General features: G+C 73.8%; 15 protein-coding genes. 8 read left to right on the top strand and 7 right to left on the bottom strand.

The window, feature by feature from the left end:
* The 3 genes from AB0E62_RS05740 to AB0E62_RS05730 all read right to left on the bottom strand — a co-directional run bounded on the left by AB0E62_RS05740 (window position 1) and on the right by AB0E62_RS05730 (window position 3,592).
* Entirely contained in the window at window positions 1-924 is a 924-nt protein-coding gene (locus AB0E62_RS05740; protein WP_362188564.1) for a carbohydrate ABC transporter permease, read from the bottom strand.
* A 14-nt stretch (window positions 925-938) separates the two neighbouring features.
* Window positions 939-1,931: a sugar ABC transporter permease gene (locus AB0E62_RS05735; RefSeq protein ID WP_362188561.1), complete on the bottom strand. Its 993-nt coding sequence runs from the start codon at window positions 1,929-1,931 to the stop codon at window positions 939-941.
* Window positions 1,932-2,269: 338 nt separating this feature from the next.
* Window positions 2,270-3,592, bottom strand: coding sequence for an extracellular solute-binding protein (locus AB0E62_RS05730; protein ID WP_362188558.1), 1,323 nt, complete (start codon window positions 3,590-3,592; stop codon window positions 2,270-2,272).
* A gap of 493 nt (window positions 3,593-4,085) precedes the next feature.
* Between AB0E62_RS05730 and AB0E62_RS05725 the strand changes: the two genes are divergently transcribed.
* On the top strand, window positions 4,086-5,135 hold the full coding sequence (locus tag AB0E62_RS05725; RefSeq protein ID WP_362188555.1) for a LacI family DNA-binding transcriptional regulator: 1,050 nt from the start codon (window positions 4,086-4,088) through the stop codon (window positions 5,133-5,135).
* Window positions 5,136-5,282: 147 nt separating this feature from the next.
* The gene (locus AB0E62_RS05720; protein WP_362188552.1) at window positions 5,283-6,695 is read left to right on the top strand and encodes a GH1 family beta-glucosidase; all 1,413 of its coding nucleotides are present in this window, start codon (window positions 5,283-5,285) and stop codon (window positions 6,693-6,695) included.
* A 226-nt stretch (window positions 6,696-6,921) separates the two neighbouring features.
* Here the strand turns inward: AB0E62_RS05720 and AB0E62_RS05715 are convergent, their stop codons facing one another.
* Together AB0E62_RS05715 and AB0E62_RS05710 are read right to left on the bottom strand one after the other, a co-directional pair.
* On the bottom strand, window positions 6,922-7,782 hold the full coding sequence (locus AB0E62_RS05715; protein ID WP_362188549.1) for a fused MFS/spermidine synthase: 861 nt from the start codon (window positions 7,780-7,782) through the stop codon (window positions 6,922-6,924).
* Window positions 7,783-7,913: 131 nt separating this feature from the next.
* Complete coding sequence (locus AB0E62_RS05710) at window positions 7,914-8,321, bottom strand: hypothetical protein (RefSeq protein ID WP_362188547.1); 408 nt, start codon at window positions 8,319-8,321, stop codon at window positions 7,914-7,916.
* Window positions 8,322-8,592: 271 nt separating this feature from the next.
* On the opposite strand from AB0E62_RS05710, the gene AB0E62_RS05705 reads away from it, so the two are divergent.
* Window positions 8,593-10,056, top strand: a complete 1,464-nt coding sequence (locus AB0E62_RS05705; protein WP_362188544.1) for a hypothetical protein — start codon at window positions 8,593-8,595, stop codon at window positions 10,054-10,056.
* 63 nt (window positions 10,057-10,119) lie between these two features.
* On the opposite strand, the gene AB0E62_RS05700 is transcribed toward AB0E62_RS05705, so the two are convergent.
* On the bottom strand, window positions 10,120-10,716 hold the full coding sequence (locus tag AB0E62_RS05700; RefSeq protein ID WP_362188541.1) for a histidine phosphatase family protein: 597 nt from the start codon (window positions 10,714-10,716) through the stop codon (window positions 10,120-10,122).
* Window positions 10,717-10,980: 264 nt separating this feature from the next.
* On the opposite strand from AB0E62_RS05700, the gene AB0E62_RS05695 reads away from it, so the two are divergent.
* From AB0E62_RS05695 to AB0E62_RS05675, 5 genes are all read left to right on the top strand, one after another.
* Window positions 10,981-11,925, top strand: a complete 945-nt coding sequence (locus AB0E62_RS05695; RefSeq protein ID WP_362188538.1) for a phosphatase PAP2 family protein — start codon at window positions 10,981-10,983, stop codon at window positions 11,923-11,925.
* Window positions 11,906-13,111 (top strand): hypothetical protein, encoded by a 1,206-nt coding sequence (locus AB0E62_RS05690; RefSeq protein WP_362189165.1) that lies wholly within the window; start codon window positions 11,906-11,908, stop codon window positions 13,109-13,111. The genes AB0E62_RS05695 and AB0E62_RS05690 overlap by 20 nt, the downstream gene beginning before the upstream one ends.
* Window positions 13,108-14,697: a hypothetical protein gene (locus AB0E62_RS05685; RefSeq protein WP_362188535.1), complete on the top strand. Its 1,590-nt coding sequence runs from the start codon at window positions 13,108-13,110 to the stop codon at window positions 14,695-14,697. The genes AB0E62_RS05690 and AB0E62_RS05685 overlap by 4 nt, the downstream gene beginning before the upstream one ends.
* Window positions 14,694-16,031 carry an AAA family ATPase gene (locus AB0E62_RS05680; RefSeq protein ID WP_362188532.1) on the top strand — a complete coding sequence of 446 codons (1,338 nt, stop codon included), beginning with the start codon at window positions 14,694-14,696 and terminating at the stop codon, window positions 16,029-16,031. The genes AB0E62_RS05685 and AB0E62_RS05680 overlap by 4 nt, the downstream gene beginning before the upstream one ends.
* A gap of 89 nt (window positions 16,032-16,120) precedes the next feature.
* Window positions 16,121-17,218, top strand: coding sequence for an LLM class flavin-dependent oxidoreductase (locus AB0E62_RS05675; RefSeq protein WP_362188529.1), 1,098 nt, complete (start codon window positions 16,121-16,123; stop codon window positions 17,216-17,218).
* On the opposite strand, the gene AB0E62_RS05670 is transcribed toward AB0E62_RS05675, so the two are convergent.
* The gene (locus AB0E62_RS05670; protein ID WP_362188526.1) at window positions 17,197-19,005 is read right to left on the bottom strand and encodes a bifunctional diguanylate cyclase/phosphodiesterase; all 1,809 of its coding nucleotides are present in this window, start codon (window positions 19,003-19,005) and stop codon (window positions 17,197-17,199) included. The genes AB0E62_RS05675 and AB0E62_RS05670 overlap by 22 nt on opposite strands.
* Window positions 19,006-19,323 lie beyond the last annotated feature (318 nt).

Here is a 19,323-nt window from a genome sequence, read left to right as displayed (position 1 = left end):
TCAGCCCTTGACCGCGCCCGACATGATCCCGCCGACAATCTGCTTGCCGAAGATCACGAACACCAGCAGCAGCGGCAGGGTGCTGATCAGCGCGCCGGCCATGACGATGCTCTGGTCGGGCGTGTAGGAGGCGCTGAGCTGGCCGAGCGCCACCTGGATCGTGGGGTTCTGCTGGCTCAGCGCGAGGAAGGGCCAGAAGAAGTCGTTCCAGGCCTGGACGAAGGTGAGCATGCCCAGCACCATCATCGCGGGCCGGGCCACGGGCAGCACCACGTTCCACACGATGCGGATGTTGCTGGCCCCGTCCACCTTGGCCGCCTCGATCAGCTCGTACGGCAGCGCCTCGATGAGGTACTGGCGCATGAAGAAGACACCGAACGCGCCGACCAGGGTCGGGAAGATCACCGACTCCAGCTTTCCGCCCCACCCGATGTCCGCCATCATCATGAACAGCGGGACGACGCTGAGCTGGGGCGGGATCGTCAGCGTGGCGATGACCGCGGTCATCAGCACGTTGCGGCCGCGGAAGCGCATCTTGGCGAAGGCGTATCCGGCCAGGGTGCAGAAGAACAGGGTGGCGAGGGTGATGCTGCCGGCCACGATCACGCTGTTGACGATGGCCGTCCCCAGGTGCGCCTGGTCCCAGGCCGCCTGGAGGTTGCTGCCGAGCCGGCCGCCGGGCACCAGCGGGGGCGGGCTGTCCAGGACCCGCTGCTGGTCGTGCGAGGCGGCCACCAGCGTCCAGTACAGCGGGAAGATCGAGCCGAGGCCGACGACGATCAGGGCGGCGTAGGTGAACGGGCCGCCCCGCAACTGCTGGCCGGCGCCCAGGCGGAGGCGGCTGCGGCCCTTGCCGGGGGTGGGGGGAGGCGACGCCGGGGCGAAATCCGGCGACGAGGTCTTGGTGGGACTGGTCGTGGTCATCGTTGTCGCTCCCGTCAGGCCGCGTTCTTGCGCGCGAACCGGCCGACGATCCAGTTGATCAGGGCGATCAGCAGCAGCAGGACGAGCATGGCCCAGGCCACGGCCGCCGCCGGTCCCAGATGACCCAGCTTCCAGCCGTAGTTGAAGAGGTAGATGCTGAGGGTCTCGTACTGGTGCTCGCTGCCGCCGATGGAGCCGAGGGTGCCGCCCTGGAGCAGCAGCGGTTCACCGAACAACTGCATCGAGCCGATGGTCGAGATGACGATGGTGAACAGGATCGTCGGCCGCAGCGAGGGGATGGTCACCTTGCGGAACTGCTGCCAGCGCGACGCCCCGTCGATGGAGGCGGCCTCGTACAGATCGGTGGGGACCGCCTGCATCGCGGCCAGGTAGATGAGGGCGTTGTAGCCGGTCCACCGCCAGATCACGATGACCGAGATGGCGATCTTGGAGGTCCAGGTCCCGTTGCCCCAGTTGATGTTGCCGGCGCCGAAGAAGTGCAGCACCCAGTTGAGGATGCCGCCGTCGGCGCGGAAGACCAGCGCGAAGACCAGCGCGGCCGTCGCGACCGAGGTGGCGTACGGGGTGAGGATGACGGTGCGCCAGAAGGTGCTGGCGCGCAGCTTGTAGTTGAGCAGATGGGCGAGGCCGAGGGCCACCAGCAGCTGCGGCACGGTGGAGATGACACCGATGACGAAGGTGTTGAAGACGGCCGTCCAGAACTCGGCGTCCTGGAGGATCCGGGAGAAGTTGTCGAGGCCCACCCACTCGGACTGGTCGAGTCCCGTCATCTCCACCCGGTGCAGGGCGATCCAGCCGGTGTAGAGGAGCGGGTAGAGCCCGAAGGCGCCGAAGATCAGGAAGAAGGGGGCGATGTAGGCGTACGGCGACGCCTTGTCGTCGAAGCGCCACAGCCGGCTGCGCCAGGTACCGCGTCCGTTCGACGCGGCACCGGAGCCGCCGGGCGGCGGGGTGTAGGCACCCCGGGCGGGGGTTGTCGTTGCCACGGAGGGAGTCCTTCCCTGAAGGTTTCGGCCGGTGGGGGCGTACGGCGCGTTCCGGACCGGGACCGGCCCGCCGCTCCCCGCGCGGATCGGTACGGTGGCGAACGACCCGTGCCGCGGCCTGACGTGCGTGTGGGGCGGAAACCGGCCGTCGGCCGCCGGTCCCCGCCGGTGACGCCGCGGCGGTGCCCGGTCCCGGGCACCGTTGCGCGTCGTCGGGCGCTCACCCGCGCGGGCCGTGGCCCCCGCCTTTGGTCACCGGTCGGCGCTGACCGGAGGGGGAGGCGGGGTGCCCGCGCGGGCGGGTGCGGGCGGCCGGCGGGCCGCCCGCACCCGGCCGGTCAGCCGAGCGCCTTGTCGAGCGTGTCGGTCGCGGCCTTCCAGGCGTCGTCGGGCTTGGTGCCCCGCGTCTCCATGTTGTTGATCTGGGTGGAGATGGTGTCCTTGATGGTGCCGTCCTTCGGGCCGAGCACCGCCCCGGGGATGGACTTGGCCTCCTCGGCGTAGAGCTGGCCGATGGGGGCGTCGCTGAAGTACGGGAGCTTGGCGTTCTTCACGTCGGCCAGTTCGTAGGCCTTCTGGTTGGACGGGAAGACACCGATGGCCTTGAACACCGCGGCCTGCTGCTCGGGGGCGGTCAGCCACTTGACCAGCTCGGCGGCCTCCTTGGCGTGCTTGCCGCTCTTGGGCACGGTCAGGAAGGAGCCGCCCCAGTTGGCCGCCGTGGAGCCGGGCGTGCGGGAGATGTCCCACTTGCCCTTGTAGGCGTCACCGGAGTTGGTGGAGATCTGGCCGGCCATCCAGGCGGGGCAGGCCACGGTGGCCACGGTGCCCTTGCGCAGCGCCGCGGTCCAGGCGTCGGTGAACTGCGGCAGCCCCTGGGAGAGCTTCTTCTGGGCGGCCTCCGCGGCCAGGTTCCAGCCCTTCTGGACGGACTGGCTGTCCTTGTAGACCGGCTTGCCGTCGGCGTCGTAGTACTGCTGCTCGGAGGACGAGACGACCGCGTTGTACATCGCGGAGGCGGAGTCCATGAAGTAGGTGCCGGAGGGCGCCTTCTTCTTGAACTGCTCGCCGAGCTTGAGGTAGTCCTCCCAGCCGCCGGAGACCGCCTTGGCGACGGCCTCGCGGTCGCTGGGCAGGCCCGCCTTCTCGAAGAGGTCCTTGCGGTAGCAGAGCGACATCGGGCCGATGTCGGTCCCGGCGCCGATCACCGCACCGTCCTTGGTGGTGGCCTGCTTGGCCTTCCAGGACACCCAGTCGCCGACGTTGATCGTCTTGCTGAGGTCGGTGAACTTGTCCGCCTGGGTGTCCACGACCTCCTTGATGCGCCCGACCTCGACACCGACGACGTCCGCCAGGCCGCTGCCCGTGTTCAGCTGCTGAAGGAGCTTCGGGTAGTAGTCCTGCTCGTTGGCCGTGGTCTCTTCCTTGACCGTGATCTTCGGGTGCAGCTCGTGGTACTTCTCGAACAGCTTGGCTTCCTTGTAGCCGAACTGCCCGTAGTCGGCCACCGTGAGGGTGATGTTGCCGTTGGCGTCCGCGCTGTCCGAGTCGCCGTCGTCGCTGCTGCAACCGGTCAGCAGCAGGGCTGAGGCGGTCAGGGCCGTCGTGGCCACGACCGCTGCTCTGCGGCCGTGACCACCGCCGGTACGGGTGATGCGCATTCCACTACTCCTTGTTCCAGTGGGGAACGGGACCTCAGGATTCGGACCGCCGGGCCGGGCGGTCCGGACCTGCCCTCTCGGTTCGAGCAGCGGCTAGCCGACAGCACACGATGTGCGGTGGAAACGTGCTGGTCAAAGGTGTGCCATGCAAGGTAGAGGGGAAGGCCATGGGTGGTTTCGTCCGAACGGAAGAGAGCCCCGGTCACCCCGTGGGACCGCTCCCACGCGGCATGCCGGAAGACTCGTCGGTGCCGGGGCCGGGTGTCAAGACTTGAAGACGGCGTTGTTGCGCAAGCGTGTTCCGTACGTCACGGGAACGTGTCGCCCCGCTCACCTCGGCAGGCTTGTCGTCCGGGCGTTCGGTCCGGCGTCGGCCCAGCTCACCGGCGTACCGCCGGTCTCCCCGGCGCATCCGCCCCGCCGCGTGGGGCGATTGCCGGAATTCCTGGGCCAGAATGAAGCGCCCCCGCCCCGGACCGCCGGAAGGTGAACGATGAGTCCTGCCGAACAGCCGCAGCCGCTTACGACGGCGGACGTCCGGCGGCCGACCCTGAACGCCGTGGCCGCCCGGGCCGGCGTGGGCCGCGGCACGGTCTCCCGGGTCATCAACGGCTCCCCCAAGGTCAGCGACCGCTCCCGGGCCGCCGTCGAACGGGCGATCGCGGAACTCGGCTACGTTCCCAACCGCGCCGCCCGCTCGCTGGCCACCCGCCGCACGGACTCGGTCGCGCTGGTCGTGCCGGACGCCGAGAGCCGCCTGTTCGCCGAGCCGTACTTCTCGGAGATCATCCTCGGCGTGAACGCCGGACTCGCCGACGCGGGCCTGCAGTTGCTGCTGGTCCTCACGGGCGACGAGACCGAGTACGGCCGGCTGGCCGGCTACCTGGCCGCGCAACGGGTGGACGGGGTGCTGCTGATGGCGGTGCACGCCAAGGACACCCTGCCCGACCGGCTCGCGGAACTGGCCGTGCCCACCGTGCTGGCCGGACGCCGGGGCGAGGCCGAGCGGCTGGGCCACGTCCGCGCGGACAACCGGGGCGGCGCCCGGCTCGCCGTACGGCATCTGCTGGCGGGCGGGCGGCGCGCGGTCGCCACCATCACCGGCCCGCTGGACATGGACGCGGCGCGGGCCCGGCTCGACGGCTACCGGGACGCGCTGCGGGACGCCGGGATCGCCGTCGCCGAGGAGCTGATCGCGGCGGGCGACTTCACCGAGCAGGGCGGGCGCGCGGCCATGCGGGAACTGCTGCGCCGCCGCCCGGACCTCGACGCCGTCTTCGCGGCCTCCGACGTGATGGCCTCCGGCGCGGTGCAGGAACTGCGCGCGGCGGGCCGCCGGATACCCGGGGACGTGGCACTGGTCGGCTTCGACGACTCCATCGTGGCCCGGCACGTCGACCCGCCGCTGACCAGTGTCCGCCAGCCGCTGGCGGAGATGGGCCGCACGATGGCGGCCCTCCTGCTGGAGGAGATCGCCCAGCGCGGCACGGTCCGGCGCGGGGTGGTCCTGCCCACGGAGCTGGTGGTGCGGGAGTCGGCCTGACGGAAGGGTTCGCTCCGCGCGCCCCGGCACGCCACCGCACGCCCCCCTTGTCCGGCACCCCGTCAGCCGTTCCCCCTTCCATCGTGGGAGCGCTCCCATGCATAATGCGTGCACTCGACCCCTGGGAGAGCCTCCATGCCCGAACCGATGACACAGACCTTTCCGCCCGCCTTCCTCTGGGGCGCCGCGACCTCGGCGTACCAGATCGAGGGCGCGGTGGGGGAGGACGGCCGCACCCCGTCGATCTGGGACACCTTCAGCCATACGCCGGGCCGTACGGCCGGCGGCGAGACCGGGGACATCGCGGTCGACCACTACCACCGCTACCGCGACGACGTGGCGATGATGGCGGAGCTGGGCCTGACCTCGTACCGCTTCTCCGTGTCCTGGCCCCGGGTGCAGCCGACGGGCCGGGGCCCGGCCGTCCAGCGTGGCCTGGACTTCTACCGCCGGCTGGTGGACGAGCTGCTGGAGCACGGCATCAAGCCGGCGCTCACCCTGTACCACTGGGACCTCCCCCAGGAGCTGGAGGACGCGGGCGGCTGGCCGGAGCGGGACACCGCGTTCCGGTTCGCCGAGTACGCGCGGCTGGTCGGGGAGGCGCTCGGCGACCGGGTGGAGCAGTGGATCACCCTGAACGAGCCCTGGTGCAGCGCCTTCCTGGGCTACGGCTCCGGGGTGCACGCGCCCGGCCGCACCGACCCGGCGGCCTCCCTGCGCGCCGCCCACCACCTGAACCTGGGCCACGGGCTGGCGGTGTCCGCCCTGCGCGCGGTGATGCCGGCCGGGAACCGGATCGCGGTCAGCCTCAACTCCTCGGTGGTGCGGCCGCTCAGCCAGGACCCGGCCGACCTGGCCGCTGTCCGCCGCATCGACGACCTGGCCAACGGGGTCTTCCACGGGCCGATGCTGCACGGGGCGTACCCCGGGTCGCTGTTCGAGGCCACGCGCGCGGTGACGGACTGGAGTCACGTCCTGGACACCGACCTCCGTACGATCAACGCGCCGCTGGACGCGCTGGGCCTGAACTACTACACGCCCGCGCTGGTCTCGGCCGCGTCCGAAGAGGTGAAGGGGCCCCGGCTGGACGGGCACGGCGGCGGCGAGCACTCCCCCTGGCCGTGCTGCGACGACATCGTCTTCCACCAGACGCCGGGCGAGCGTACGGAGATGGGCTGGACCATCGACCCGACGGGCCTGTACGACCTGATCACGCGCTACACGCGCGAGGCGCCGGGCCTGCCGCTGTACATCACCGAGAACGGCGCGGCCTACGACGACAAGCCCGACCCCGACGGCCGCGTGCACGACCCCGAGCGCATCGCCTACCTGCACGGCCATCTGTCCGAGGTGCGCCGGGCCATCGCCGACGGCGCCGATGTGCGCGGCTACTACCTGTGGTCGCTGATGGACAACTTCGAGTGGGCGTACGGCTACGGCAAGCGGTTCGGCGCGGTCTACGTCGACTACGCCACGCTGGAGCGGACGCCGAAGTCGAGCGCCCACTGGTACGGCGAGGCGGCCCGCACGGGAGCGCTGCCGCCGCTGCCGGCCGCCTAGCCCGGAGGGCGCGGCCTGCCGTGGGGGGCGGGCCGCGCCCTCCGTCGTCCCGGGGCGTCGGGGCCGCGTGGTGGCGGGCGTGGATCACCGGGCTGACGGCCACGGTCTTCCAGGCGGCGCCGCACAGCCCCCAGCCCGCTCTCGACCTGGGCCTGGAGGGCGGTCGCGGCATGCTCGGCGTAGCCGCACCGCCACGAGGCGAGGTCGGTACCTGCTGGGCGGCGCCCTAGCGGAACACCGAGGGCGGCGGGGCCGGGGACGCCACCGCGGCCTCGTCGGTCACGGGCACCGCGCCCCCGGCGAAGTCGGTGAGCGCGCGGCCGTGTTCGACCCGGCCGGGGTGCGGGTCGGAGGCGGCGCGGCGGGTGAGTTCGGCGAGCGGCAGCGGCGCGTCGGAGGCGACCAGGACGGCGTTGCCGAAGCGTTTGCCGCGCAGGACGGCCGCGTCGGCGATCAGCGCGAGTTCGCCGAACCGGGCGGCGGCGGTGGCGATCTGGCCGCGCAGGTGGGCGAGCGGCGGGCCGTCGGCGAGGTTGGCGGCGTACACCCCGGTGGGCTTCAGCGCGCGGCGGACCTCGTCGAGGAACTCGGTCGAGGTGAGGTGCGCGGGGGTGCGGGCACCGCTGAACACGTCGGCGACGACCAGGTCGGCCCAGCCGTCCGGAACCTTGGCCAGGCCCGCACGGGCGTCCGCCGCGCGCACCCGGACGCGCGCGTTCGGGTCCAGGGGCAGCTCCCGGCGGACCAGTTCGACCAGGCGTGCGTCGCGCTCCACGACCTGCTGGGTGGAGCGGGGCCGGGTCGCGGCGACGTACCGGGCGAGGGTGAAGGCACCGCCGCCGAGGTGCACGGCGTGCACGGGCCGGCCGGGCGGGGCGGCGAGGTCGATGGCATGCCCGATGCGCCGCTGGTAGTCGAAGGAGAGGTACGCCGGGTCGTCCAGGTCGACGTGCGACTGGGGCGCCCCGTCGATCAGCAGCGTCCAGGCCCGGCCGCGGTCGGGGTCGGGGACGAGCTGTGCGAGACCGCCGTCCACCGGCTCCTCGATGACGGCCGGCCCGCGCCGGGTGTTCCTGGACCTGCCCATCCGCCCATTTTCGCAGGTGCCCGGGGAGGGTGCGGCAACGGCGGCGGCCGGTCGGGGGCACGGCAGCCGGTCAGGGCGGGCAGCGGCCGGTCAGGGCGGGCAGCGGATGTCCGTGTGGATGTCCGTGCACGTCAGCAGCACTTGTCCGCCACCTCGATCAGCCGGGCCGCCTCGCCCAGGGCCCGGCGCAGCACCGCCGGGTCCGTGGCGGGGTCGGCCTCGCCGGGGGGCAGCAGCCAGTCCGAGCCCGCCACCGGCGGCCCGGGGTCCAGGCGCAGTCCGCGCCCGTCCGTCTCGGTGCAGGTGCTGCCCGGCACGTCCCAGCAGGCCGCCGTACCGGCCGGCACGAGGAAGCCGAGGGTGTCGCGGTCGTCGTCGTGCAGGACGGGTCCCACCGCGTCCGCTCCCGCTCGCCGCAGGATGTCGACCGCCTCCAGCCCCTGCCGGGCCGGCACCGTCACGAGGTCGCATGCCGGGTCGTCCACGCACGCGGGCGACGACGGCGACGTACAAGGTTCGTTGCTCTGGCTGGTCACCATGCCGGCCTCCACACAGCCCTGTTGCGGTCCATGGGGTTCAACGCGCGAGTGCGTCAACGGGCACGGTCCAAGTGCGCCGCAAAGGATGGCACTTCATGGCAGATCGCGCACGAGATATCCGGTTTGTGACCAAACACCGTGTGGCGGACCCCGTACAGCAGGTACGTTCAGCCCGCCGGAACCGAGCGCCACACGGGCGTCCGTCCCGGTACCACCCCGGTACCGCCCCGGTCCCGGCATGGTTCGACGGTTCGCACGAGAGGACCCGGCCATGACGTCGTCAACGGTGACCTCGTCACAGCCCGACCGGCCGCCCCGGCCGAACCTCGCCTTCCGCCGGCTGCGGGGCCCGCGCTCCCCGGCCGAGTTCGCGGCGCTGGTACGGCGGGCCGCGCGCGAGATCGGCGAGCGGGTGAGCTGTGACGCGCGCTACATCGGCCGGGTCGAGGCGGGCGAGATCCGCTGTCCCAACTACGCCTACGAGCGGGTGTTCCTGCACATGTTCCCCGGCCGCACCCTCACCGATCTGGGCTTCGTGCCCCGTTCGTCCGTCCGCGGCCGGGCGGCGCGGACGGGCGCGGCCGAGCCGCGCGGGCCCGCCGCCGGGGAGGGACCCGGCGCGTCACCCGGGGCCGGCGAGCCGCACGACCCTCAGGACCCCCGGCAGAACGACCCCCTGAACCACGAGGAGAGCGACGTGCTGCGTCGCGCATTCATGACCGGCGGAGGCGCCACGGTGGCCGCCGCCACACTGGCCCCGCTGGGGCTCACCACGTCCGCCGCGGCGGCGGACCGGCTGCCGCGGCGCGCGGGAATCCCCGAGGCCATGGCCCTGGAGGAGGCGGTCCGCCGCATCCGGCTGCTCGACGACCGGCACGGCGCGGACGGTCTGTACCGGCGCGCGGCGGCTCCGCTGCGCGCCGCCTACGCGCTGCTCGACGCGGGCGCCACCCGGCAGACCACCGCCGACCGGCTGCACGCGGGCGCCGGTGAACTCGCCCTTTCCGTCGGCTGGCTGGCCCATGACTCCGGCCGCTTCGACGACGCGCGCTCGCACTACGCGGAGGCGCTGGCCACCGCCCGGATGACCGGGGACGCGGGGCTGGAGGCGCACGCGTTCTGCAACACCGCGTTCCTCGCGCGGGACGCGGGCCGCCCCCGGGAGGCGGTCCGGGCCGCGCAGGCCGCGGAGCGCGCCGCCCGGCCGCTCGGTTCGGCCCGGCTGCTGTCCCTGCTGGCGCTGCGCGAGGCGGGCGGCTGGGCGGGGCTCGCCGACCGCACCGGCTGCGAGCGGGCGCTGGCGCGCGCCCAGGCCCTGTTCGAACGGGGCCGCGCGGACGCCGATCCGGAGTGGATGAGCTTCTACGGCGAGGCGGAGCTGGCGGGGCTGGAGGCACAGTGCTGGTCCACGCTGGGCGACTGGCGGCGGGCGTCCCGGCAGGCGCGGCGCGCCGCGCAGTCGCAGGATCCGCACTTCACCCGGAACATCGCGCTCTACACCGCCGAGCTGGCCGACGACCTCGCCCGCGAGGGCCGTCCCGACGAGGCGGCGGAGGCGGGGCTGCGGGTGCTCGCGCTGCTGGACCAGGTCCAGTCCTCGCGGATCCAGCAGATGCTGGCCGGGACGGCCCGGGTACTGCTGCCGCACCGGCGGGCGTCGGGCGTGGCGGAGTTCCTGACCCGCCATGCCTCACACAAGGGGCCACAACGGGTCGGGGACGCGGGGCCGGTGTAGTCCCGGGGGCGGGGGCGGAAGGGAGGAACCACGCCCCCGCGCCACCCCGTCCCCGCCCCTCCGTCACGCCGTCAGGTGCCCCACGTCGTTCCAGTTCTCGATCGCCGGTTCGCCGTACGCCCAGCCCAGGACGGACAGCGACGTGGGGTTCAGCCGGATGCGGGCCGCGAAGTCCAGCGGCAGTCCCAGCCACCGCGCGCCGATCGACCGCAGGATGTGCCCGTGGGCGAAGACCAGGACGTCCCGGTCGGCAGAGCGGGCCCAGGCGACCACCTCGTCCGCGCGGGCGGTGACCTCGGCGACGGACTCGCCCCGCGGGACCCCGTCCCGCCAGATCAGCCAGCCCGGCCGCACCGCGTGGATCTCGGCCGGGGTCATCCCCTCGTACGCGCCGTAGTCCCACTCCATGAGCGTGTCCCAGTGCTCGGCCCGCCCGCCGAACCTGGCGAGTTCGCACGTCTCGCGCGCACGGGAGAGCGGGCTGGTGCGTATCTCCGCGTCCGCCAGCCCGTCCAGCGGGGCGCGGTGCAGCCGTTCGCCGAGCAGCTTGGCCCCGTGCCGGCCCTCCTCCAGCAGCGGCACGTCCGTCCTGCCGGTGTGCTTGCCGGACAGCGACCAGGCCGTCTGTCCGTGCCGGGCCAGCAGGATGCGCGGTGCCATGGGAGACCTCTCCGGACGGGGTGACGCCCGGGGACGCCACGGAATCTACGAGTGTTTTTCGGCCCCTCCATCATCGCTCACCCCTCCGACAGGCAACCCCGCGGGCGGTCCCGGCGTCTTCCAGTGCCGGACGCGCGCCGAGGGGCCGTACGCACACCCGGGCCGGACCGACGGGCCCCTCCTGGGCGCGGCGGGACACCGTAAAGTGGCACGGTCGCCCGCCGGAGGCGTACCGCACACAGCAGAAGGGGGAGGGCGATCGGATTGCCGCAGACCGAGACACCGGGCACCGAGGTGACCCTCCGTCCCCGGCCGCGCTGGTGGACCGAGCTGCCGCTGATCGTGCTCGTCTACGCCTGCTACTCGGCCGGCCGGCTCCTCGCGCGCGGTGACGTCGCCGGCGCCGTCGACCACGGCCTGGCGATCCTGCGCATCGAGAAGGCCCTGCACCTCGATTTCGAGCACCCGCTGAACCGGCTGTTCACCCGGGAGGCCTGGCTCGGGGTGCCGGCCGACTTCTGGTACGCCTCGCTGCACTACCTGGTCACGCCCGCCGTCCTGGTGTGGCTGTTCCGCGCGCGTGCCCCGCACTACCGGGCGGCCCGCACCTGGCTGCTCACCTCCACCATGATCGGCCTGATCGGCTTCACCCTGCTGCCCACCTGCCCGCCCCGGCTGCTCGACGCGGGCCACGGCTTCGTGGACACCATGGCGCAGTACAGCTCGTACGGGTGGTGGGGCGGTGCGGCCAGCGCGCCGCGCGGCATGGGCGGCATGACCAACCAGTACGCGGCGATGCCGAGCCTGCACGTGGGCTGGGCGCTGTGGTGCGGGCTCATGCTGTGGCGCCACGGCGGCACGCGCCTGACGAAGGTCCTCGGCGTCGTCTACCCGCTGCTGACCGCGATCGTGGTCATGGGCACCGCCAACCACTACTTCCTGGACGCGGTCGCGGGCGTCGCCGTGATGGGCGTCGGCTTCCTGCTGGCGCCGCCCCTCCTGCGGTCCGTGGACCGGCTCCGCGCCCGGCTGTCGCGCCCCGTCGCGCCGGTCGCGTCCGGCACGGGTTCCCCGATTGTCAGTGCCGGATGCCAGACTTCGGCGGGTGAGCGAATTCCACGGCAGCGCGAGTCGCGGCTCGACCCCGCGGCCGGACCGGACGCCTCCCCCACCGACGCGGGCGAGGGGGCTGCGGCACCGGCTCGCTGAGCTGCGCGGTCCCGACGTACCGGCCAAGGCCCTGGACGCGCGCGCCCTCGCGGCGCTCGCCGCGAACCCGGGGTGCGCCCGGCGGGCGATCCTGGACGGCGCCGGGGTGGACAAGGCGCGGCTGGCGAGTGCGCTGGGCGCGCCGTCCGGCTTCGGGCAGTCGCAGTTCGCGCTGACCCGGGGCAACGCGTTCGAGGCGCGGGTGAAGGCGGACGGTGGCGCGGAGCTGCTGCGGCTGGTGCACGCCCGGCTCGACCCCGGCGCCGAGCCGCCCGCCGGCGCGGCCGTGCCCGACCTGAGCGCGCACGGCCCCGAGGGGCGCACGGCCCGTACGGCGCTGGCGCTGCGCGAGGCCACGGGGGCGGGCGGCTGGACGCTGCTGGACCATCCGATGCTCGCCCTGGACGTGGCCGGTTCGCTCGCCTTCCTGGAGCCGGACGCGGTGGTGGTGCACCCGGACGGCGGCTGGTCGGTGGTGGAGATCAAGTCCTTCCCGACGGTGGACGGCGCCGCGGACCCGGCGAAGGTGGGCGCGGCGGCCCGGCAGGCGGCGGTGTACGTGCTGGCACTGGAGCAGGTCGCCGCCCGCCTCGACCCCGTGCCCGAGGTGCGCCACCGGGTGCTGCTGGTGTGCCCGAAGGACTTCTCCAACCTGCCCGCGGGCTCCGCCGTGGACATCCGCAAGCAGCGCGCGGTCACCGCCCGCCAGCTGGCCCGGCTCACCCGGATCGAGGAGATCGCCGACGCGCTGCCCGAGGGCACGTGCTTCGCGCCCGACCGGCCCGCCGAGGAGCTGACGGCGGCCGTGGAGGCGGTGCCGGCGGCCTACGCCCCGGAGTGCCTGTCCGCCTGCGAGCTGGCCTTCCACTGCCGGGAGCGGGCCCGCTCGGCCGGCGCGGTGACCCGCCTGGGCCGGCCGCTGCGGGCGGAGCTGGGCGGCCTGTCCACGGTGGCGGAGGTGCTGTCCGCCGCCCGCGGCGCGAGCGGCGACCCGGCCGATCCGGCGGTGGCGGCGCTGCGCCGCGCGGCGGCCCTGCGCGCGGAGGCCCTCCGGGAGGCCGGCGAGAGGGCGGCCTGCGAGCAGGCGGCCGGCGGGAGCGCGGTCGGTGCGAGCGCGGTCGGTGCGAGCGCGGTCTCGTCCGGGTCCGGCGGCTCACCGGTGAACGCCGGGGAGGTGACCGCGTGACGCTGATCGACGCCCTCGCCCGGCTGGAAGCCGTGGACAGCGGCCGGGCCCAGCCCGCGGCGACGGTCCGGCACCGGCATCTGTCCGACCGCCCGCTGGTGTTCGTGCCGCTGACCACGGCCGGCGAGACCGGCGCCCCGCTCGGCGCGCTGGTCGGCACCGACCGGGACGCGCCCCGGCTGCTGGTCGTGCCGCAGCCCCGGGACCGCGATCTGCGCTTCACGTTCCTCGCCGACCTGGCCGACGTCGTGCTGCCGCACCTCGAGTCGTACGCGGACGCCGTGGAGGCGGCCGAACGCACCGAGACCGACCCGGAGACCGGCAAGCGGGTCAAGGTGGCGGCCGAGCTGTGCGCGGACGCGCCCCAGCTGATCGTGCCGAGCCGCACCGGCCTGGACTTCGTACGGCTGCTGGGCCGCTCGATGCGCTTCCGGCGCACCGCCGAACAGGACCCGGACGCGCCCTATCCGGCGCCGCCCCGGGTGCCGCTGCTCGGCCGCTGGCTGACCCACTACGGCGAACGGGCCAGGGTGCCCGGCTCGTCGCTGCTGCTGGCCCTGACGGAGGTGCTGTCCCGGCACTGGGCGACCGGCCAGTCCGGCCTGGAGGACGAGCACCTGGGCGCGCTGCTCGCCTGGATCGCGCCGCCCGAGGGACTGACCGGCGCCGAGGCCGCGCGCCGGGCCGAACTCGCCCGGGACGCCGACGGCCAGTTGCTGTGCCCGCCGGCCGGTCCCGCCACCGACCCGGCGTTCGACAACAAGCTGCTGGCCCCGGCGATCGAGCGCTACGACCGCGCGCGGACCGCCCTGGCCGCCGCCGAGGACCCGCTGGCGGCGGACGCCCGGCTGGCCGCGCTGACGAGGGCCGAGCGGGAGGTCCGCGATCTGGTCGACAGCCGTGTCCGGCCCACCTGGGACGCGGTGTGGCGGGGCCTGGACCTGCTGCGGGCGCTGCCCGCGGGCGCGCACGTGGAGGGGCGCTGGCTCCGGGACCGCTGGTCGTTCACCGCGCACCGGGACCGGGTGCGGGCGGGCGAGCCGCCGCAGCCGCGCCGGGACGACGCGGTGACGGCGGCGAACAAGCTGGCCACGCGCGAGCGCGAGCAGGCCCGGCTGGAGGCGCAGGAGGCGCTGGACGATCCGCTGGTGATGGCCGGGCGGCGGCTGGCCGGGGAGGCGTTCGCGGGCGAGGTGACCGATGTCGTGATGGCGTACAGCGAGGGCAAGCGGCCGAGCCCGCGCCCGCTGGTGACCCTCCGCACGGACGACCGGCCGCACCTCGCGGAGCGGGCGCGGGTGTACCGCTCGCTGGACGGCCGTCCGCAGTCGGCGGAGTTCGTCGGGTACGAGGCCGAGGGGGTGCTGACCCTGCGCGTCCTGGACCGGATGGGCCGCGGCAAGGAGCCCGGTCCCGGATCGGTGCCCGAGAAGGGCGACCGGATCTGCTTCACGCTGTTCGAGCACGAGCAGCGCGGCGGCGCGAAGCTGCCCGACCCGGAGGAGACCCCGTGGACGCACGGCGGCCCGCCGGGCGAGGCGGCGCCGGAAGCGCCCGACCCCGTCACCGAGGAGGACGTGCTGTGACGACCGTCGGCTTCGATCCCGCGGCCGCGGCCGGCCGGGCCACCGCGGCGATCCTGCACGACACGCTGCACGGCACCGAGCGGGGTGTGGTGGTGGACTCCCCGCCGGGTGCCGGCAAGTCGACGCTGGTGGTGCGCGCGGCCCTGGAACTCGCCGCGGCGGGCCGTCCGCTGATGGTGGTGGCGCAGACCAACGCCCAGGTGGACGACCTGGTGCTGCGCCTGGCCGAGAAGAACCCGGAGCTGCCCGTCGGCCGGCTGCACAGCAGCGACACCGACGCGTACGACAAGGCGCTGGACGACCTGCCGCAGGTGCGTACGTCGGCGAAGGCGGCCGACCTCACCGGTCTGCCGGTCGTGCTGTCGACCGCCGCGAAGTGGGCGCACGTGAAGGTGGACGAGCCGTGGCGGCACGCGATCGTGGACGAGGCGTACCAGATGCGCTCGGACTCCCTGCTCGCCGTGGCCGGCCTGTTCGAACGGGCGCTGTTCGTCGGTGACCCGGGCCAGCTCGACCCCTTCTCCATCGTGGGCGGCGAGCAGTGGGCGGGCCTGTCGTACGACCCCTCGGCCTCGGCGGTCAGCACGTTGCTGGCCCACAACCCGGACCTGCCCCAGCACCGGCTGCCGGTGTCCTGGCGGCTGCCGGCGTCGGCGGCTCCCCTGGTCTCGGACGCGTTCTACCCGTACACGCCCTTCCGCAGCGGCACGGCCCACGGCGACCGCCGGCTGGCCTTCGCCGTGCCCTCGGACGGCTCCGGTCCGGACCGGGTGATCGACGAGGCGGCGGAGTCCGGCTGGGGCCTGCTGGAGCTGCCCGCCCGGCACACCCCGCGCACGGACCCGGAGGCGGTGCGGGCGGTGGCGACGGTGGTGCGCCGCCTGCTGGACCGGGGCGGCGCGGCGACCTCGGAACGCTCCCCGGACCCCACGCCGCTGACCGCCGGCCGCGTGGCCGTGGGCACGGCGCACCGCGACCAGGCGGCGGCGGTCCGGGCGGCCCTGGCCGAGCTGGGCGTCCGGGACGTCACGGTCGACACCGCGAACCGGCTCCAGGGCCGGGAGTACGACGTGACGGTCGTCCTGCACCCGCTCTCCGGCCGCCCCGACGCCACGGCGTTCCACCTGGAGACCGGCCGCCTGTGCGTCCTGGCCTCCCGCCACCGCCACGCCTGCATCATGGTCTGCCGGGCCGGTGTCCCCGACCTCCTGGACGCCTACCCCGCCACGGAACCGGTCCAGCTGGGCACCCTGGTGAAATTCCCGGACGGCTGGGAGGCGAACCACGCGGTCCTGTCCCACCTGACCGAACACCGGGTGTCCTGGCGGTCCTGAGCGAAGGCGCGCGCTCTCCGGAATAAGCGGGGACTCCCTCCTGTTAGGGCCCGGAGGACAGCGCAGTGCGTGGAACAGGAGGCCATACCGTGGCGGCAGACGAAGTGGACGAGATCAGGGGGGTCACGCGCGGCAGCGCCCCCGTGCCCCTCTCCGTGCTGGACCTGGTGACCGTCGGCGCGGGCCGTACCGCCACCGACGCCCTGCGCACCAGCGTGGCGCTCGCCCGGCTCACGGAGTCCCGCGGCTTCCACCGGTACTGGGTCGCCGAGCACCACTCCATGCCGGGCGTGGCCTCCTCCTCCCCCGCCGTGATCCTCGCCCACCTCGCCGCCCACACCGACCGCATCCGGCTCGGCTCGGGCGGTGTCATGCTGCCCAACCACGCCCCGCTGGTGATCGCGGAGCAGTTCGGCACGCTGGAGGCGCTGGCCCCGGGCCGGGTCGACCTGGGCCTGGGCCGGGCGCCGGGCACGGACGGGGCCACCGCCGCGGCCCTGCGCCGCAGCGACACCCTGAACGAGGGCGCCGACGACTTCCCGCAGCAGCTCGCCGAGCTGACCCGGTTCCTGGACGACGATTTCCCGGACGGGCACCCGTACCGGCGCATCCACGCCATCCCGGGCCCCGTGCAGGGCACCACGCCGGGCGGGGTGCAGTCCCCGCACCGCCCGCCGGTCTGGCTGCTCGGTTCCTCCGGCTTCAGCGCCCGGCTGGCCGGCCTGCTCGGTCTGCCGTTCGCCTTCGCGCACCACTTCTCCGCGCAGAACACCGTCCCGGCCCTGGACCTGTACCGGGAGACGTTCCGGCCGTCCGCCGTCCTGGCCGAGCCGTACGCCCTCATCGGCGTCTCCGCCCTCGCCACGGACGACGAGCGGGAGGCCCGCCGGCAGACCCGGGCGATGGCCCTGAACATGCTCCGGCTGCGCACCGGCCGGCCGGGCCTGTTCCCCGACCCCGAGGAGGCCGAGGCCTACGAGTTCGGGCCGATGGAGGAGGAGTTCATCACCTCCTGGACCGCGAACGTCGTGCACGGCACGGCCGACGAGGTCCGGGCCGGCCTGGACGGCCTGCACAAGCGCACCGGGGCCGACGAGCTGATGATCACCTCGCACGCCCACCGCGGCGAGCTGCGGCTGCGCTCGTACGAACTGATCGCGGACGCCTACGGGTTGCCGACCGCGTAGGTCCGGGCGGCCCCGAGCAGCTCGGAGATACGATCCGGCGGCACCGGGCGGGAGTACAGCCAGCCCTGCCCGGTGTCGCAGCCGATCCGGCGCAGCCGGCTGGCCTGGGCCGAGGTCTCCACGCACTCCGCGGTGACCGTGAGGCCGAGCCGGTGGGCGAGCTGGATCATCGCCTCCACGACGACCTCGTCGGCGGGGTTCGGCATGGTGTCCCGGGCGGCCTCCTCGTACTGGAAGCCCCGGACGAAGGAGCCGTCCAGCTTCAGCGCGGAGACCGGCAGCCGGCTGAGGTAGGCGAGGTTGGAGTACCCGGTGCCGAAGTCGTCGATGGCGATGCGCACGCCCATGTCGCTGAGCGCCTGGAGGGCCTGGAGCGGGCGGCCCGCCGAGCCCATCACCGCGGACTCGGTCAGCTCCAGCTGGAGCAGGTGCGGGGCGAGCCCGGTCTCGGCGAGGGTCTCGGCGACGTCGGCCACCAGGTCGGAGTCCCACACCTGCCGTACGGCCACGTTGACGCTGACGAAGATGGGCGGTTCGCCGGGCCGGTCGAGCTGCCAGCGGCGGGCCTGCCGGCAGGCGGTGGCCAGTGCCCAGCGGCCCAGCGGCACGATCGAGCCGTCCTCCTCGGCCAGTCCGATGAACCGATTCGGCGTGAGCGTGCCGAACTGCGGGTGGTGCCAGCGGATCAGGGCCTCCACGCCGTTGAGCCGGCCGTCCTCCATGGCCACCAGCGGCTGGTACTCCAGGGCGAACTCGCCCCGCTCGATGGCGGGGCGGAGGGTGGAGGACAGCGCCTGGCGGGTCATGCGGTGGGCGTTGCGCTCGGGGTCGAACAGGGTCCAGCGGGCCTTGCCGTCGGCCTTCGCCCAGTACAGCGTCGTATCGGCGGCCTGCATCAGCCCCGTGGCCGTGGTCCCCGCGGTGTGCCGTTCGACGACGCCGATGGACGCGGTCAGCGACAGCCGCTGGCCGGCCAGGTCGAAGGGCTCCTCCAGGGCCCGCAGCGCGGACTCGGCGAGGTCGGCGAGCTGTTCGGTGCCGGTGGAGTCCTCCACCAGCAGGGCGAACTCGTCGCCGCCGAGCCGGGCCACCAGGGGGGTGACGGCACGGGCGTAGCCGGCCGCGTCGGCGACCCCGGTCAGGCGTTTGGCCACGGCTGAAAGGAGCCGGTCGCCGACGCGGTGGCCGAGGGTGTCGTTGACGGCCTTGAAACCGTCGAGGTCCAGATAGCACAGGCCGATCCGGCCGGTGCCGCCCTGTTCGTACGGCTCCGCCTCCAGCGCGGCCGTGAGCCGCTCGAAGAACAGCGTGCGGTTGGGCAGCCGGGTCACCGGGTCGTGCATCTGCAAGTGCCGCAGCTGCGCCTGGAGTTCACGGCTGGCGCTGATGTCGGTGACCGACAGCAGGGCGCCGCCCCCGCCGCCGCTCAGCGGGGCGACGGTGATCTGCGCCCACACCGAGTTGCCCCCGGGCTGCTTGAGCCGGCGGGTGCAGCGCAGCCGGGCCTGCCGGCCGTTCAGCACCTCCTGGAGGGCGTGCCGGCCGCGGGGGTCCGCGGCCAGGTCCACCAGGTCGGCGGCGGACCGCCCGACGATCGTGTCCGCCTCGATGCCGAGCAGTTCGCCGAGGGCGGTGTTGGCGGTGACGACGAGGCCCTCGGGCCCCACGACCGCCATGGCGAGCGGGGCGGTCGCGAAGACACGGTGGTAGGTGGTGTAGTGACTGTCTGTGACGGCTGACCGGTCGAGGTCTGCCGCGGGCGTCGGCCCTTCGGACGTTCCGCTCACCGCTCGCTCCCGCAGTGCACTCGATCTCTGTCCGTGCCGGAAAGTGTGCCGATCATAGAGGCTGGCCCCGGGCCCTTCCAGCCGATGTCCAGTGTCCCGGACGGAGCACAGGTTCTGACAGATCGTTTCTGCCCGCACCTGGGCAGCTTCTACAGCCCTCCGACAAGTTGTGACGTTCCGTGAATGTTTCCGGATATCGAGCGCCGGGGCGCGCCCGGCGCTGTTCGGGCGCGCGCTCACCCTTCTGGTGCAGACAAACAGGGCATAAATCAATGAATACCAGCAATCTGGGTGCGGGTCCCGCGAACCACACCCGGA

Source organism: Streptomyces sp. NPDC038707 (assembly GCF_040636485.1).
Taxonomy (GTDB): Bacteria; Actinomycetota; Actinomycetes; order Streptomycetales; family Streptomycetaceae; genus Streptomyces.
Note: the sequence above shows the minus strand (reverse complement) of the source record. Positions and strands in the feature narration are given on the sequence as shown.

Coding starts and splice junctions, on each gene's coding strand:
- AB0E62_RS05700 (WP_362188541.1), bottom strand. CDS start 10,716: ATGGCACCGCGCATCCTGCTGGCCCGGCACGGACAGACGGCCTGGTCG.
- AB0E62_RS05740 (WP_362188564.1), bottom strand. CDS start 924: ATGACCACGACCAGTCCCACCAAGACCTCGTCGCCGGATTTCGCCCCG.
- AB0E62_RS05705 (WP_362188544.1), top strand. CDS start 8,593: ATGACGTCGTCAACGGTGACCTCGTCACAGCCCGACCGGCCGCCCCGG.
- AB0E62_RS05730 (WP_362188558.1), bottom strand. CDS start 3,592: ATGCGCATCACCCGTACCGGCGGTGGTCACGGCCGCAGAGCAGCGGTC.
- AB0E62_RS05715 (WP_362188549.1), bottom strand. CDS start 7,782: ATGGGCAGGTCCAGGAACACCCGGCGCGGGCCGGCCGTCATCGAGGAG.
- AB0E62_RS05710 (WP_362188547.1), bottom strand. CDS start 8,321: ATGGTGACCAGCCAGAGCAACGAACCTTGTACGTCGCCGTCGTCGCCC.
- AB0E62_RS05725 (WP_362188555.1), top strand. CDS start 4,086: ATGAGTCCTGCCGAACAGCCGCAGCCGCTTACGACGGCGGACGTCCGG.
- AB0E62_RS05720 (WP_362188552.1), top strand. CDS start 5,283: ATGACACAGACCTTTCCGCCCGCCTTCCTCTGGGGCGCCGCGACCTCG.